Origin of the sequence: Streptomyces avermitilis MA-4680 = NBRC 14893, assembly GCF_000009765.2 — a bacterium.
GTDB classification, from domain to species: domain Bacteria; phylum Actinomycetota; class Actinomycetes; order Streptomycetales; family Streptomycetaceae; genus Streptomyces; species Streptomyces avermitilis.
The window spans coordinates 1,475,851-1,488,706 of the sequence record NC_003155.5; the positions used below are offsets into that span (position 1 = coordinate 1,475,851).

Genomic DNA, 12,856 nt, shown 5'->3' on the forward strand with positions numbered 1-12,856 from the left:
GCGACCAGGGCGAAGCCGGGCGACCAGGACGACGGGATGGAGCGGGCTAGGACCGACGGCGCGGCTTGCCTCGCTTGCCCGGCTTGGCGCCGCCCCCTCCGCTGCGCGTGCTCTTGCCGGTCGTCTTCCCGGCCGCGGGCTTCCGCCGCGCCCCGCTCGCGTCGGAGCGCTTGGCCTTCGAAGCCTTCGGCTCCGGCGGGGTCTGGGAACGCCCGCGTGAGCTGTTGGCGGTGCGCCCGCGGACGATGCCGATGAAGTCCTCCACCAGGTCGGTGGTCTCGTCCTCCCGCCACGAGAGGGCGACGCGCGACTCGGGGGCGTCCGTGACCGTCCGGTAGGTGAGGTCCCTGCGGTGGTGCAGGCGGGCGAGCGACTGCGGGACGAGGAGCAGTCCGACTCCCGCCGCCACCAGCTCGACGGCGTCCGCCGTCGTGGCGGGGCGCTCGATCGCGGGCCGACCGGGCAGGTGCTCCCAGTCCAGGGTGTCGTCCAGGGGGTGCAGCACGATGTCATCGGCCAGATCCTCCGCGGACACCTCGTCGACCGCCGCCACGAGGTGGTCCTTCGGGACCACGACCACCGTCGTCTCGGCGTAGAGGGGGATCGCGCTGAGGTCGGTGCGGTCGGTCGGCAGCCGTACGAACCCGGCGTCGGCGCCACCGTCACGGAGCAGGTCGGACGCCTCGGCAGCGGGTACCGGGATGAGGGTCAGGGGGATGTCGGGCAGCCGCTCGTTCCAGATCCGCACCCACTTGGCCGGTGTCACGCCGGGGACGTATGCGAGCCGGAATGAAGGGGTTACCTCGGAGCCTGTCACTCCGCCAGGTTACCGGTGCTGGTCAGAGGCGTCGCACACGCTCGTTACCCTTGACACCATGACGTCGCACCAGACCACCCAGACCATGAAGCCCGCCACCGCGGCGAAGAAGCTGGGTGTGTACCTCGAGGCCACCCCCGCCGAGTTCCAGGAGGGTGTCGTCTCGCGCAGCGAGTTGAACGCGCTGCAGGCCGATCCGCCCGAGTGGCTCCAGGAGCTGCGGCGCAACGGCCCGCACCCCCGGCCGGTGGTCGCGGCGAAGCTGGGCGTCTCCATCGCCGGTCTCGCGCGCGGCGGAGTCACGGACGCGCTCACCACGGAGCAGATCGACGCCCTGAAGCAGGACCAGCCCGAGTGGCTTCGGAAGGAGCGCGCCACCCAGGCCGAGGTCCGGAAGGAGTCGGCGCGCATCAAGGAGCAGCAGGAGCAGAAGGCGAAGGACGCGGCGCGGGGCGATCGCCGCTGACCGCTTCGTTCCCTCTCGGCGACGCGGTTCCCTGAGGCCGGCTTCAGGCGGAGGCCGGCCGGCCCGACCGTGCGGCCCATCAGTAGTGCTCAAGGTCGCCATGCCGGTGCCGCTGCGGCACCGGCATGGCGACCCCGCCCGCGAAGGACCGGCCGTCCCTCGGCGCGTCAGACGCTCAGCGGCTTCTCCAGCACCGCCTTGCGGTGACTGAACGTCTCGATCGAGTAGCGGCCGTGGTAGTTGCCCATACCGCTCTCCCCCACGCCGCCGAACGGCAGGTCGGAGACGGTGAGATGGGCGAGCGGCAGGCCGTAGCCGAGCCCTCCGGAGGACGTCTCGGCGGCGATGCGCTGCCGGGTCGTGCCGGACGCGGTGAAGACGTACAGGGCGAGGGGCTTGTCGCGGTCGTTGATGAAGTCGATCGCCTCGTCCAGGCCCGGCACCGTGACGATCGGCAGGATCGGGCCGAAGATCTCCTCCCGCATCACGGGCGACTCGGGGTCGACGTCGGCGAGGACGGTCGGCGCGATGTACTTGGCCGTACGGTCGCTGCCGCCGCCGGTGACGACCCGGCCGGAGTCGAGCAGGCCACTGAGCCGGTCGAAGTGACGTTCGTTGACGATGCGCCCGTACTCGCCGGAGGTCTCCGGTTCGGGGCCGTAGAGCGACGAGACGGCGCGGGCGAGCTCCGTCTCCAGGGCGCGGCCGGTCTCCGGGTCGGTCAGGACGTAGTCGGGGGCGACGCAGGTCTGGCCCGCGTTGAGGAACTTGCCGCGCGCGAGACGGTCGGCGACGACGGCGAGGTCCGCGTCGCGGTCGACGAACACCGGGGACTTGCCGCCCAGTTCGAGTGTGACCGGGGTCAGGTGCTCGGCGGCGGCGCGCATCACGATGCGGCCGACCACGCCGTTGCCGGTGTAGAAGATGTGGTCGAAGCGCTCGGCGAGCAGGGCGGTGGTCTCCGGGATGCCGCCCTCGACGACGGCGACCGCATCGGTGTCGAGGTACTGCGGCAGCAGACGCGCGAGGACGGCCGAGGTGGCGGGGGCCAGCTCGCTGGGCTTGACGACGACCGCGTTGCCCGCGGCCAGCGCGCCGATCATCGGCGTGAGCAGAAGCTGCGCCGGATAGTTCCAGGGAGCGATGACCAGCACGACGCCGAGGGGGTCGTACTGCGTCCAGGCCGTCGCGTCGTCACCGAGGTGCGGCGGGACCGGGGCGGACTCGGGGCGCAGCCAGGTGCCGAGGTGGGAAAGCGTGTGGTCGATCTCGCGGACGGTGAAGTCGATCTCCGTGCGGTAGGCCTCGGTGCTGCTCTTGCCCAGGTCCGCGTGGAGGGCGGCGGCGAGGTCCGCGCCATGTGTCGTGAGCATCTCGCGCAGTCGGTCCAGCTGGTCCGTGCGCCACTCGACGGGCTTGGTACGGCCGGTGCGGAAAGTGGCGCGCAGCCGGGCCACGGTGTCGGCGGGCTGCTCGGGGGTGCGGTCGTTCACGATGCCTCGCTGGTCGGAGCACGGGCCCGATGGCCCGTGGAGATGGTCGCGGGCGAGCGGACGGCACCTCGCACCGTCGCTCGATGTAAATGCCAACCTTTCAGGTGCCCAAATAAATTCCAGGCACACGTACATCACTTACGGCAATGCGGCGATCACTCAGAGGCCCGATTCCACGGCCGCCCCGTCGAGCGTGCCCGCCAGCCGGTCCAGCAGGGCCCGCAGCAGTTCGTCGTCGCCGTCGCTGAGCACAGGCCACCGCGCGCGGATCTCGCGGTCGAGCCGGCGCCAGTACGTCCGGCCGCGCGGGGTGAGGTAGGCGAGGATGCGGCGTCGGTCGAGGGGGTCGACCCGGCGGTGGACGAGGTTCTGGTCGACGAGGTGGTCGGTCAGCTTGGTCAAGGTCGCGGGCGGCAGGAAGGCCGCTTCGGCGACCGCCGTCATGTGGTGCCCCTCGCCGTCGGAGAGCAGGGCGAGCACCCGCCAGGCGTCCAGCGAGCAGCCGTCCTCGTCCAGCACCGCCTGGAGGTGGCGCGCGGCCAGTCGCTCGGCCCGCGTGAGCAGCTGCATCAGGTCATGGGGCCGACGCGGAGGTGGGGTGGGCATCCTGCTCCTCATCCTCATGACAGGGTGCGTACATCGTATGAGACGGACTGGAGTTCACCGGGGGGACCCGAAATCATGACGCCATGTTCCGGCACGATCCCCCTGCGCCCGACTGGTTCACGGTCGACGACTCCGTGCTCCGCGTGGCGCTCGTATTTCCCCTCCAGGGGTCGGCGGGGATCTTCGGACCGACCTGCGAACTCTGTGCGCGGCTGGCCGCGGAGGAGGTCAACCGGGCGGGCGGGGTGCTCGGCAAGGAGCTGCGGCTGCTGCCCGTCGACGGCGGCGCGCCGCCGCGCGAGATCGCCGACCGGGTCGCGGCGTTGGTCGACCTGGGCGTCGTGCAGGGCGTCACGGGCTGGCACATCTCCTCGGTGCGACAGGCGCTGGCGCCGAGGATCGCTCATCGTGTGCCGTACGTCTACACCGCCCTGTACGAGGGCGGTGAGCACACCGCCGGTGTGTTTCTGACGAGCGAGACCCCGCGCGATCAACTGCGACCCGCCATGCGGCTGTTGGCGCGTGAGCGCGGGGTACGTCGCTGGTTCGTCATCGGCAACGACTATGTGTGGCCCCGCCGTACCGCGCGGGCGGCGCACTCGTACGCACGCGAGTGCGGCGGGAGCATCGGCGGGGAGGTCTATCTGCCGCTGGGGACCCACGACTTCGAGCCCGTGCTGCGGCGCATCGAACGGTCGGACGCGGACGCGGTGCTCATGCTGCTGGTCGGCAGTGACGCGGTGCGCTTCAACCGGGCGTTCGCCGCGGCCGGGCTCGACGGGCGGTGTCTCAGGCTGAGCACGCTGATGGACGAGAACATGCTGCTGGCGAGCGGTCCGGCGGCGACCGCGGACCTCTACAGCACCGCCGGGTTCTTCGCCTCGCTGGCGAACCAGGACACGCTCGACTTCCACGGCCGGTACGCGGCGCGGTACGGCGTCGAGGCGCCGGCCCTCGGCAGTCTCGGCGAATCCTGTTACGAGGGAGTGCTGTTGCTGGCCGCGCTCATCGGGCGGGCCGGGACGCTGGAGGTGTCGGCCATCGGAGCGGCGGCGGACACCGTGTCGTACGAGGGTCCGCGCGGGCTGCTGCGGCTGCGGGGCGGGCATGTCCGGCAGCGCATCTATCTGGCGCGGGCGGACGGCCTCGACTTCGACGTGGTCGCCGAACTCGATCTCCACAGTTCCCGCCCTTGACATGCCCGCGCCGCTGCCAAGATACTTCCCACAGAAAGTAACTAGAATGCCTCGGGCGAATTGTGGATTCCGGTGTCGAATTCCGCCCCAGGCATTTTTTGTTGCCCGGTGAGAGCGGGAAGATACCGCCGGGAAAGTACCGCGAAACACCTCGGAAACAGCGCGACTTGAGGCTGTGGACCGCGCTTCAGGAGGGCGCCGTCCTCCACTGCCCGAGGGGGTTCTTTTGTCCAGCGGTCCCAGCGGTTCCAGCCGTTCCAGCGGTTCCAGCGGTTCCAGCGGTTCCCGTATTCTCCGACGCCGGTTCATGGCCGGTACGGCCGCGCTCGCGGCCGTCGTCGCACTCTCCGCGTGCGGCGCCAAGACCGACGCGGGCGGCTCGTCCGACAAGGCCGCCCAGGCGGACGTGAGCGGCGACACGGTCAAGGTCGGTCTGCTCAACTCGCTGTCCGGCACCATGGCGATCAGCGAGGTGACCGTACGCGACTCGCTGAAGCTGGCGATCGACGAGATCAACGCCTCGGGCGGAGTGCTCGGCAAGAAGATCAAGCCGATCAGCGAGGACGGCGCCTCCGACTGGCCGACGTTCGCCGAGAAGGCGAGCAAGCTCATCAAGGAGGACCGGGTCGCGGCCACCTTCGGCTGCTGGACCTCCGCGAGCCGCAAGGCCGTCAAGCCGGTCTTCGAGAAGAACAAGTCGCTGCTGTTCTACCCCGTGCAGTACGAGGGACTGGAGGAGTCCCCGTACATCTTCTACACGGGCGCGACCACCAACCAACAGATCGTCCCGGCGCTCGACTACCTCAAGAGCCAGGGCAAGAAGAAGATCTACCTGGTCGGCAGCGACTACGTCTTCCCGCGCACCGCCAACAAGATCATCAAGGCGTACGCGAAGGCCAACGGCATGACGGTGCTGGGCGAGGACTACGCGCCGCTGGGCTCCACCGAGTTCAGCACGATCGCCAACAAGGTGAAGGCGGCCAAGGCGGACGCGGTCTTCAACACGCTCAACGGCGACTCGAACGTGGCCTTCTTCAAGGAGTACAAGTCGGCCGGCCTGACCGCCAAGAGCATGCCGGTCGTCTCGGTGTCGATCGCCGAGGAAGAGGTCAAGTCGATCGGATCGCAGTACCTGGCGGGCCAGTTGACGGCCTGGAACTACTACCAGACCACCCCGGGCGCGGCGAACACCAAGTTCGTGAAGGCGTACAAGGCCAAGTACGGCCAGGGCAAGCCGACCAGCGACCCGATGGAGGCCGCGTACACCTCGGTCTACCTGTGGAAGGCGATGGTCGAGAAGGCGAAGTCCTTCGACCCGGAGAAGGTGAAGGCGGCCTCCGACGGCATCACCTTCGACGCGCCGGAGGGCAAGGTCACCGTCGACGGGGCCTCGCAGCACATCCGCAAGACGGCCCGCATCGGCAGGATCGGCACCGACGGCCTGATCGAGCAGGTGTGGGACTCCGGGAAGCCGATCAAGCCGGACCCGTTCCTCAAGGGCTACTCCTGGGCCTCCGGCCTCTCCTGACCGCCCGTCCCGCGGGGACCTCGCCCCGAACGGGGGTCCCCGCGTCCCGCCTCCCCGGAGCCGCCGTATGACCGTCATCTTCGGTCAGACCTTCACCGGCATCAGCATCGGTGCCGTTCTGCTGCTCATCGCGCTCGGCCTCTCGCTCACCTTCGGTCAGATGAACGTCATCAACATGGCCCACGGCGAGTTCATCATGGCCGGCGCCTACACCACATACGTCCTGCAGAAGTCCATTTCCAGCGCCGGATTGTCGCTTCTGGTCGCGCTGCCCGTCGCATTTCTCGTCTCGGGCGCACTCGGGGCGTTGCTGGAATGGCTGCTGATCCGCCGGCTGTATCTGCGGCCGCTCGACACACTTCTCGTCACCTGGGGCGTCTCCCTGATGCTCCAGCAACTCGCCCGGGACATCTTCGGCGCACCGAATGTGCAGACACGGGCGCCCGAGCTCCTCACCGGGAACATCACGGTCATCGGCGGTGACGACCCGCTCACCTTCGCCAACAGCCGGCTGTTCATCCTCGGGCTGGCCATCGCCGCGGTGGTCGCGCTGTCGCTGACGCTGCGGCTGACCCCGCTCGGCCGGCGCATCCGGGCCGTGGTGCAGAACCGGGATCTGGCCGAGGTGTCCGGCATCTCCACCGGCCGGGTCGATCGCACGGCCTTCTTCATCGGCTCCGGGCTCGCCGGGGTCGCCGGGGTCGCGCTGACGCTGGTCGGTCCGATCGGGCCCACCATGGGCACCAACGTGATCATCGACGCCTTCCTGGTGATCGTGGTCGGCGGCATCGGGCAGCTCAAGGGCAGTGTGATCGTCGCCTTCGTGCTCGGCGTGCTCCAGTCGGTCCTCGAGTACTCGACCACGGTCAGCGTCGCGAAGGTGCTGGTGCTGGTCGCCATCGTCGCTTTCCTCCAGTGGCGGCCCCAGGGGCTGTACACCCTGCGCACGAGGAGTCTCGTATGACCGGGTCCCGAACGTCGTTCCTCAAGGGGCGCTCCACCCGGGCGGCGGCCGGCTTCACGGGAGCCGCCGTCGCGCTCTTCGCCGTCGCCCCGCTCGCCCTCTCCGACTTCCGGCTGGGGCTACTCGCCAAGTACCTGTGCACCGCGATGGTCGCCGTCGGCATCTGCCTGGCCTGGGGCCGCGGCGGGCTGCTGACGCTCGGGCAGGGGGTGTTCTTCGGGCTCGGCGGCTACGCGATGGCGATGCATCTGAAGATCGTGGACGCCGGGCCCGGCACCATTCCCGACTTCATGCAGTTGTACGGCACCGCCACCGAACTGCCCTGGTGGTGGCGACCGTTCGCCAACCCGGTGTTCGCGCTCGCGGCGACCGTGCTGCTGCCGATGGCCGTCGCCGCCGTCCTCGGTTCGTTCATCTTCCGGCGCCGGGTCAAGGGCGCGTACTTCGCGATCCTCAGCCAGGCACTGGCCGCCGCGTTCGCGATCTGGCTGGTGGGCCAGCAGGCCACGACCGGTGGCACCAACGGACTCACCGACATCCAGGGCTTCTTCGGCTACGACCTCGACGACCCCGTCAACCAGCGGATGGTGTACTTCGTCATCGCCGCGGCCCTGCTCCTCCTGATCGCCCTGGCCCGCCAGCTCATCCACAGCCGGTACGGCGAACTCCTGGTCGCCGTACGGGACTCGGAGGAGCGCGTGCGCTTCCTCGGGTACAACCCGGCGAACGTGAAGCTCGTCGCGTATGTGGTGGCCGCCGGCATGGCGGGCCTCGCGGGCGCCCTCTTCGTCCCCGCCGTCGGCATCATCTCCCCCGCGCTGATCGGGATCGTGCCGTCCATCGAGCTGGTCATCGGCGCCGCGGTCGGCGGCCGGGCGAGCCTGGCCGGCGCGGTGCTCGGGGCGATCGCGGTCGCCTGGGCCAAGACGGCCCTGTCGGAGGAGTTCCCGGCGGCCTGGACGTACTTCCAGGGTCTGCTGTTCATCGTGGCGCTGGCGTTCCTGCCGGGCGGTCTCGCCTCGCTGGTGGGGATCGCACGGCGGCGCAGGGCCTCACGGGTGTCCGCCGACACGGCGCCCGTCCTTCCCGTGGGAGAAGCGGCATGAGTGAGCTGTCGGACCGTGCGGGCCTCCCGGGCCTCGAAATACGGCAACTGCGGGTGTCCTTCGACGGATTCACCGCCGTGGACGGTGTGGACCTCGACGTCAGGCCGGGTGACCTGCGCTTCCTCATCGGGCCGAACGGTGCGGGCAAGACCACGCTGGTGGACGCGGTCACCGGCCTGGTGAAGGCGGACGGCTCGGTGCGCTTCGGGGGCGCGGAACTGCTCGGACGGAGCGTGCACCGGATCGCCCGGTCCGGGATCGGGCGTACGTTCCAGACGGCCACCGTCTTCGAGGAGTTGACGGTGCTCCAGAACCTGGACATCGCGGCGGGCGCGGGCCGGAGCGTGCTGACGATGCTGCGGCGCCGCACGGGTGTACCGGAGTCCGTCGCGCGGGCCCTGGAGACGGTCGGGCTCACGGAGCTCGCCGACAGCCCGGCCGGGACGCTCGCGCACGGCCAGAAGCAGTGGCTGGAGATCGGCATGCTGCTCGTGCAGGACGTACGGCTGCTGCTGCTCGACGAGCCGGTGGCCGGGATGAGCCACGACGAACGCCAGTCCACCGGTGAGCTGTTGGAGCGGATCAGCGAGGAGCGGACCGTGGTCGTCATCGAGCATGACATGGACTTCATGCGGTCCTTCGCGCGCAGCGTGAGCGTGCTGCACGCGGGCAGGGTGCTGAGCGAGGGGACGGTGGCCGACGTGCAGGCGGACCCCAAGGTGCAGGAGGTGTACCTCGGGCACGCGCCCCAGGAGTCCACCACCGCCGAGCCGGCCGCGGGCGTGGCCGTACAGGAGGCGTGATGCTGGAGATCGACGACGTTCACGTCGGCTACCACCGCAGCACCGTCCTGCACGGCGTCTGTGTCGAGGTGCCGAAGGACGGCGTCGCCGCCGTGCTCGGGCACAACGGCGCCGGCAAGAGCACCCTGCTGCGCGCCGCGGTCGGGCTGCTGACCCCCGCGCGCGGCGCCGTACGCCTGGACGGGGAGGACATCACGCGCCGCAAGCCCCATGAGCGGGTGGCGCGCGGCATGGCGTACGTACCCCAGGGGCAGCAGGCCTTCCCTCACCTCACCACCGCCGAGAACCTCCAGCTGGTCGCGGACGGACGCAGGCGCGGCAAGGCGGCGATCGCCGAGGCGCTGGATCTGTTCCCGGCGCTGCGGGCGCTGTCGAACCGCCGCGCGGGTCTGCTCTCGGGCGGGCAGCGGCAGCAACTCGCCATCGCCCGCGCCCTGGTGACGGAGCCTCGGATTCTGCTCCTGGACGAACCGACCGAGGGCATCCAGCCGTCGGTCGTGGCCGAGATCGAGGAGACGATTCTCGCCCTCGCCGCCCGCGGTGGGCTCTCGGTGCTGCTGGTCGAACAGCACGTGGGCTTCGCGATGCGGGCGGCGCAGCGGTACTGCGTCCTGGAGGCGGGGCGGGTCACGTCCTTTGGCGCGGGCGGGCAGGAGGCGGAGCGGTCGGTGCGGGAGGCGCTGAGCGTGTAGCGGTTCACTCCGGCGTGAGTTCCGCCCTGCGGCGCTCCAGATACCCGCGTTCGGCCGCGTTGTCCGTGCGGGCGATGGCCGCCTCGTAGGCCCGCACGGCTTCGGTGCCGCGGCCCAGGCGCCTGAGCAGGTCGGCACGGACCGCGTGGAAGGCGTGGTAGCCGTCGAGGTCGAGCGCGTCGACGAGGTCGAGGGCCGGCTGCGGGCCCGCGGTCTCGGCGACGGCGACGGCGCGGTTCAGGGCGACCACCGGGCTGGGGGCCAGGGCCATCAGCTGGTCGTAGAGCGCGAGGATCTGGCGCCAGTCGGTGGCGGCAGCGGTAGGCGCGTCGCTGTGGACGGCGTTGATCGCGGCCTGGATCTGGTACGGCCCGGGCTGATCGCGTCGCAGGCAGCGGCGTACGAGCGCCTGGCCCTCGGCGATCAGGCCGCGCTCCCACCGGCCGCGTTCCTGGTCGGCCAGCAGGATCAGGGTGCCCTCGGGCGTCTCACGGGCCGGGCGGCGCGCCTCGATCAGCAGCATCAGCGCGAGCAGGCCGATGACCTCCGGCTCGTCCGGCATCAGCTCGGCCAGGAGACGGCCGAGGCGCAGGGCCTCGGCGCACAGGTCCTCGCGGCCGCCGTAGCCCTCGTTGAAGATGAGGTAGACGACGGCGAGCACGCCCCTGACGCGGTCCGGGAGGTCGGCATCGCGCGGGATGCGGTACGGGATGCGGGCGTCGCGGATCTTGGCCTTGGCGCGGACCAGACGCTGCGCCATGGTGGGTTCGGGCACGAGGAAGGCGCGGGCGATCTGCGCCGTGGTGAGGCCGCCGAGCAGCCGCAGCGTCAGCGCGACCTGTGCCTGGGTGGCGAGCGCGGGGTGGCAGCAGGTGAAGATGAGGCGGAGCCGGTCGTCGCGCACGGGGCCCTCCTCGGCCGGTGTGCCGGGCGCGTACAGCTGGGCCGCTTCGGCGTGGCGGGCCTCGCGCGTGGACTCGCGGCGCAGCCGGTCGATCGCCCTGTTCCGCGCGGTGGTGATGATCCAGCCGGCCGGGCTCGGCGGGACTCCGCTCTCCGGCCACGTCCGCAGTGCGGTGGTGAAGGCGTCCTGGACCGCTTCCTCGGCGAGGTCGATGTCGCCGAGGAAGCGGACCAGGACGGCGACCGCGCGGCCGTACTCCGCGCGGAAGACCTCCTCGACACCGACGGCCATCAGGCCTCGCCCATGAAGGGGCGTACCTCGATCGGGAGCGTCGTCGCCAGTGTCGCCTTGCGGCCCCACTCGAGGGCGGCGTCGAGGTCGGGGGCCTTGATGAGGCAGATCCCGCCGAGGTACTCCTTGCTCTCGGTGTACGGGCCGTCGGTGATCAGGACATCGCCGCCCTCCTCGGCCCGCAGCACGGTGGCCGTCTCCGGGCCGTGCAGTCCCCCGGCGAACACCCAGGCGCCCGCCTCGCGCAGTTCCGCGTGGAAGACGTCGAGGTTGTGCATGATCCCTTCCAGGACCTCGGGGGCGGGCGGCTCGCCGGCCGGCTGCATGACGCTGAGCAGGTAGTGCTTCATGATGTGTCCTCCTCGGTGATCTCCCACGGGGTGGTCTTTCACTGACTACACGAACGGGAGAGCGCCGGATCGACACCCGACACGACGACTTCGGGAGAATTTCCCAGATGACCACTCCACCGGATCCGCATCCGCTCGTCGCCGGGGCGCGCCGGCTCGCCGCCGAGGTGCTGGCGCCCCGCGCGGAGCAGGTGGACCAGGAGGGGGTGCCCGCGAGCAGTATCGAGGCGGTCAAGCGGTCGGGGCTGCTCGGGCTGAGCGCGCCGGTGGAGTACGGCGGGTCGGCGGCGCCGGCCGCCGTGGCCCGCGAGACCGCGGAGATCCTGGCCGGGGCCTGCTGTTCGACGTGGTTCGTGCAGACCCAGCACCACACGCCGGTGATGACCCTGGCCAAGAGCGAACTGCCTGTGCGGGAGTGGTTGTTGGGGCCGTTGGCGAGGGGGGAGCTGCTGTCCGGGGTGGCGTACGCCCAGTTGCGCGCGTATCCCCGTGTTCCGGTGCGGGTCACCCGGGAGCGCGGCGGCTGGCGCTTCGACGGGACGGTGCCCTGGTACACGGGCTGGGGGCTCAACGACGTGATGCTGCTGGCCGGGGTCACGGACACGGACGAAGCGCTCTTCGCCTTCACCGAGGCCCGTGCGCAGCCGGGGTTGCGCCCGTCGCCGCCGATGCGGCTCGCGGCGCTGACCGCCGCGCGCACGGTGTCACTGGAACTGGACGGCCTGTGGCTGCCCGAGGAGGCGGTGGCGCTGCGGACGCCGTACGAGACCTGGGCGGCTGCCGACCGGCCCAAGAACACCAACGCCGGACCCGCCGTCTTCGGGATCACCGCGTCGGCGCTCGGCCTGCTGGCGGACGGCGATCCGGCCGCGCAGGAGTCCGCGCGGGTCCTGCGCGGCCGGCTCGACGAGGTCCGGCGGCACGCGTACGCGCTGGCCGACCACCCCGTGCCGTCGGAGCGGATCGAGGAACGGCTGGTGGTCAAGACACGCGCCTACGACCTGATGCGCGCGGCCACGACCGCGGCCGTGGTGGCCGGGGGCGGCCGGGCCATGGACCTCGGCAGCCCCGCGCAGCGGCTGGCGCGGGAGGGGATGTTCCTGCTCGTGCAGGGACAGACGGCCGAGGTACGCACGGCGCACCTCGGGTCCTTGGCCGCGCCGTACTAGCGCGGGGTGCGGGTGGGTCGCGGCGCGGTTCCGGCTCACCGGGGTTCCGACCCGCCGTGCGGTTGTGGCCCGCCGTGCGGTTGTGGCCCGCCGCGCGGTTCCGACCCGCCGTGCGGTTGTGGCCCGCCGCGCGGTTGTGGCCGCCACGCCGTTCCGACCCCCCGCGCCGCTCCGACCCGCCCACGCGGTTGTGGCCCGCCACGTGGTTGTGGCCCGCCGTGCGGTTGTGGCCCGCCGCGCGATTCCGACCGCCACGCCCTTTTAACCGCCGCGCGGTTGTGGCCGCCGCGCGATTCCAACCCGCCGCGCCGTTCCGGCCCGCCATGCCGTTCCGACCCCCCGCGCCGTTCCGACCCCCCGCGCCGTTCCGGCCCGCCACGCGGTTGTGGCCCGCCGCGCGGTTGTGGCCGGCCGGCTCGCGGTGGCCGGCCGGCTCCCCCTGTGCCGCGCTAGTGCTGTGACCGCATAGGT

At 71.1% G+C, this 12,856-nt stretch carries 13 protein-coding genes; 8 read left to right on the forward strand and 5 right to left on the reverse strand.

Annotated features, from left to right (window positions below):
* Nucleotides 1-46: 46 nt before the first annotated feature.
* Entirely contained in the window at nucleotides 47-817 is a 771-nt protein-coding gene (locus tag SAVERM_RS06410; RefSeq protein ID WP_010982623.1) for a LysR family substrate-binding domain-containing protein, read from the reverse strand.
* A 58-nt stretch (nucleotides 818-875) separates the two neighbouring features.
* Here SAVERM_RS06410 and SAVERM_RS06415 point away from each other — a divergent pair, with 58 nt between their 5' ends.
* Entirely contained in the window at nucleotides 876-1,283 is a 408-nt protein-coding gene (locus SAVERM_RS06415; RefSeq protein WP_010982624.1) for a DUF5997 family protein, read from the forward strand.
* 167 nt (nucleotides 1,284-1,450) lie between these two features.
* On the opposite strand, the gene SAVERM_RS06420 is transcribed toward SAVERM_RS06415, so the two are convergent.
* Both SAVERM_RS06420 and SAVERM_RS06425 read right to left on the reverse strand, forming a co-directional pair.
* The gene (locus SAVERM_RS06420; RefSeq protein WP_010982625.1) at nucleotides 1,451-2,776 is read right to left on the reverse strand and encodes an aldehyde dehydrogenase family protein; all 1,326 of its coding nucleotides are present in this window, start codon (nucleotides 2,774-2,776) and stop codon (nucleotides 1,451-1,453) included.
* A 159-nt stretch (nucleotides 2,777-2,935) separates the two neighbouring features.
* On the reverse strand, nucleotides 2,936-3,382 hold the full coding sequence (locus SAVERM_RS06425; protein ID WP_037646108.1) for a MarR family winged helix-turn-helix transcriptional regulator: 447 nt from the start codon (nucleotides 3,380-3,382) through the stop codon (nucleotides 2,936-2,938).
* 83 nt (nucleotides 3,383-3,465) lie between these two features.
* On the opposite strand from SAVERM_RS06425, the gene SAVERM_RS06430 reads away from it, so the two are divergent.
* The 6 genes from SAVERM_RS06430 (at nucleotide 3,466) to urtE (ending at nucleotide 9,671) form a co-directional block, all read left to right on the forward strand.
* Nucleotides 3,466-4,578 carry a substrate-binding domain-containing protein gene (locus SAVERM_RS06430; protein WP_010982627.1) on the forward strand — a complete coding sequence of 371 codons (1,113 nt, stop codon included), beginning with the start codon at nucleotides 3,466-3,468 and terminating at the stop codon, nucleotides 4,576-4,578.
* 307 nt (nucleotides 4,579-4,885) lie between these two features.
* Nucleotides 4,886-6,106: an urea ABC transporter substrate-binding protein gene (gene urtA, locus SAVERM_RS06435; protein WP_037646105.1), complete on the forward strand. Its 1,221-nt coding sequence runs from the start codon at nucleotides 4,886-4,888 to the stop codon at nucleotides 6,104-6,106.
* A 67-nt stretch (nucleotides 6,107-6,173) separates the two neighbouring features.
* Complete coding sequence (gene urtB, locus SAVERM_RS06440; RefSeq protein WP_010982629.1) at nucleotides 6,174-7,070, forward strand: urea ABC transporter permease subunit UrtB; 897 nt, start codon at nucleotides 6,174-6,176, stop codon at nucleotides 7,068-7,070.
* The gene (urtC, locus tag SAVERM_RS06445; protein ID WP_010982630.1) at nucleotides 7,067-8,176 is read left to right on the forward strand and encodes an urea ABC transporter permease subunit UrtC; all 1,110 of its coding nucleotides are present in this window, start codon (nucleotides 7,067-7,069) and stop codon (nucleotides 8,174-8,176) included. Before urtB ends, urtC begins: the two co-directional genes overlap by 4 nt.
* Nucleotides 8,173-8,979, forward strand: coding sequence for an urea ABC transporter ATP-binding protein UrtD (gene urtD, locus SAVERM_RS06450; protein WP_010982631.1), 807 nt, complete (start codon nucleotides 8,173-8,175; stop codon nucleotides 8,977-8,979). Before urtC ends, urtD begins: the two co-directional genes overlap by 4 nt.
* The gene (gene urtE, locus SAVERM_RS06455) at nucleotides 8,979-9,671 is read left to right on the forward strand and encodes an urea ABC transporter ATP-binding subunit UrtE (protein ID WP_010982632.1); all 693 of its coding nucleotides are present in this window, start codon (nucleotides 8,979-8,981) and stop codon (nucleotides 9,669-9,671) included. Before urtD ends, urtE begins: the two co-directional genes overlap by 1 nt.
* Before the next feature lie 4 nt (nucleotides 9,672-9,675).
* On the opposite strand, the gene SAVERM_RS06460 is transcribed toward urtE, so the two are convergent.
* Together SAVERM_RS06460 and SAVERM_RS06465 are read right to left on the reverse strand one after the other, a co-directional pair.
* On the reverse strand, nucleotides 9,676-10,866 hold the full coding sequence (locus SAVERM_RS06460) for an RNA polymerase sigma factor (RefSeq protein ID WP_010982633.1): 1,191 nt from the start codon (nucleotides 10,864-10,866) through the stop codon (nucleotides 9,676-9,678).
* Complete coding sequence (locus SAVERM_RS06465; protein ID WP_037646103.1) at nucleotides 10,866-11,216, reverse strand: YciI family protein; 351 nt, start codon at nucleotides 11,214-11,216, stop codon at nucleotides 10,866-10,868. Before SAVERM_RS06465 ends, SAVERM_RS06460 begins: the two co-directional genes overlap by 1 nt.
* 107 nt (nucleotides 11,217-11,323) lie before the next feature.
* On the opposite strand from SAVERM_RS06465, the gene SAVERM_RS06470 reads away from it, so the two are divergent.
* On the forward strand, nucleotides 11,324-12,385 hold the full coding sequence (locus tag SAVERM_RS06470) for an acyl-CoA dehydrogenase family protein (RefSeq protein WP_010982635.1): 1,062 nt from the start codon (nucleotides 11,324-11,326) through the stop codon (nucleotides 12,383-12,385).
* The last annotated feature ends 471 nt before the right edge of the window (nucleotides 12,386-12,856 follow it).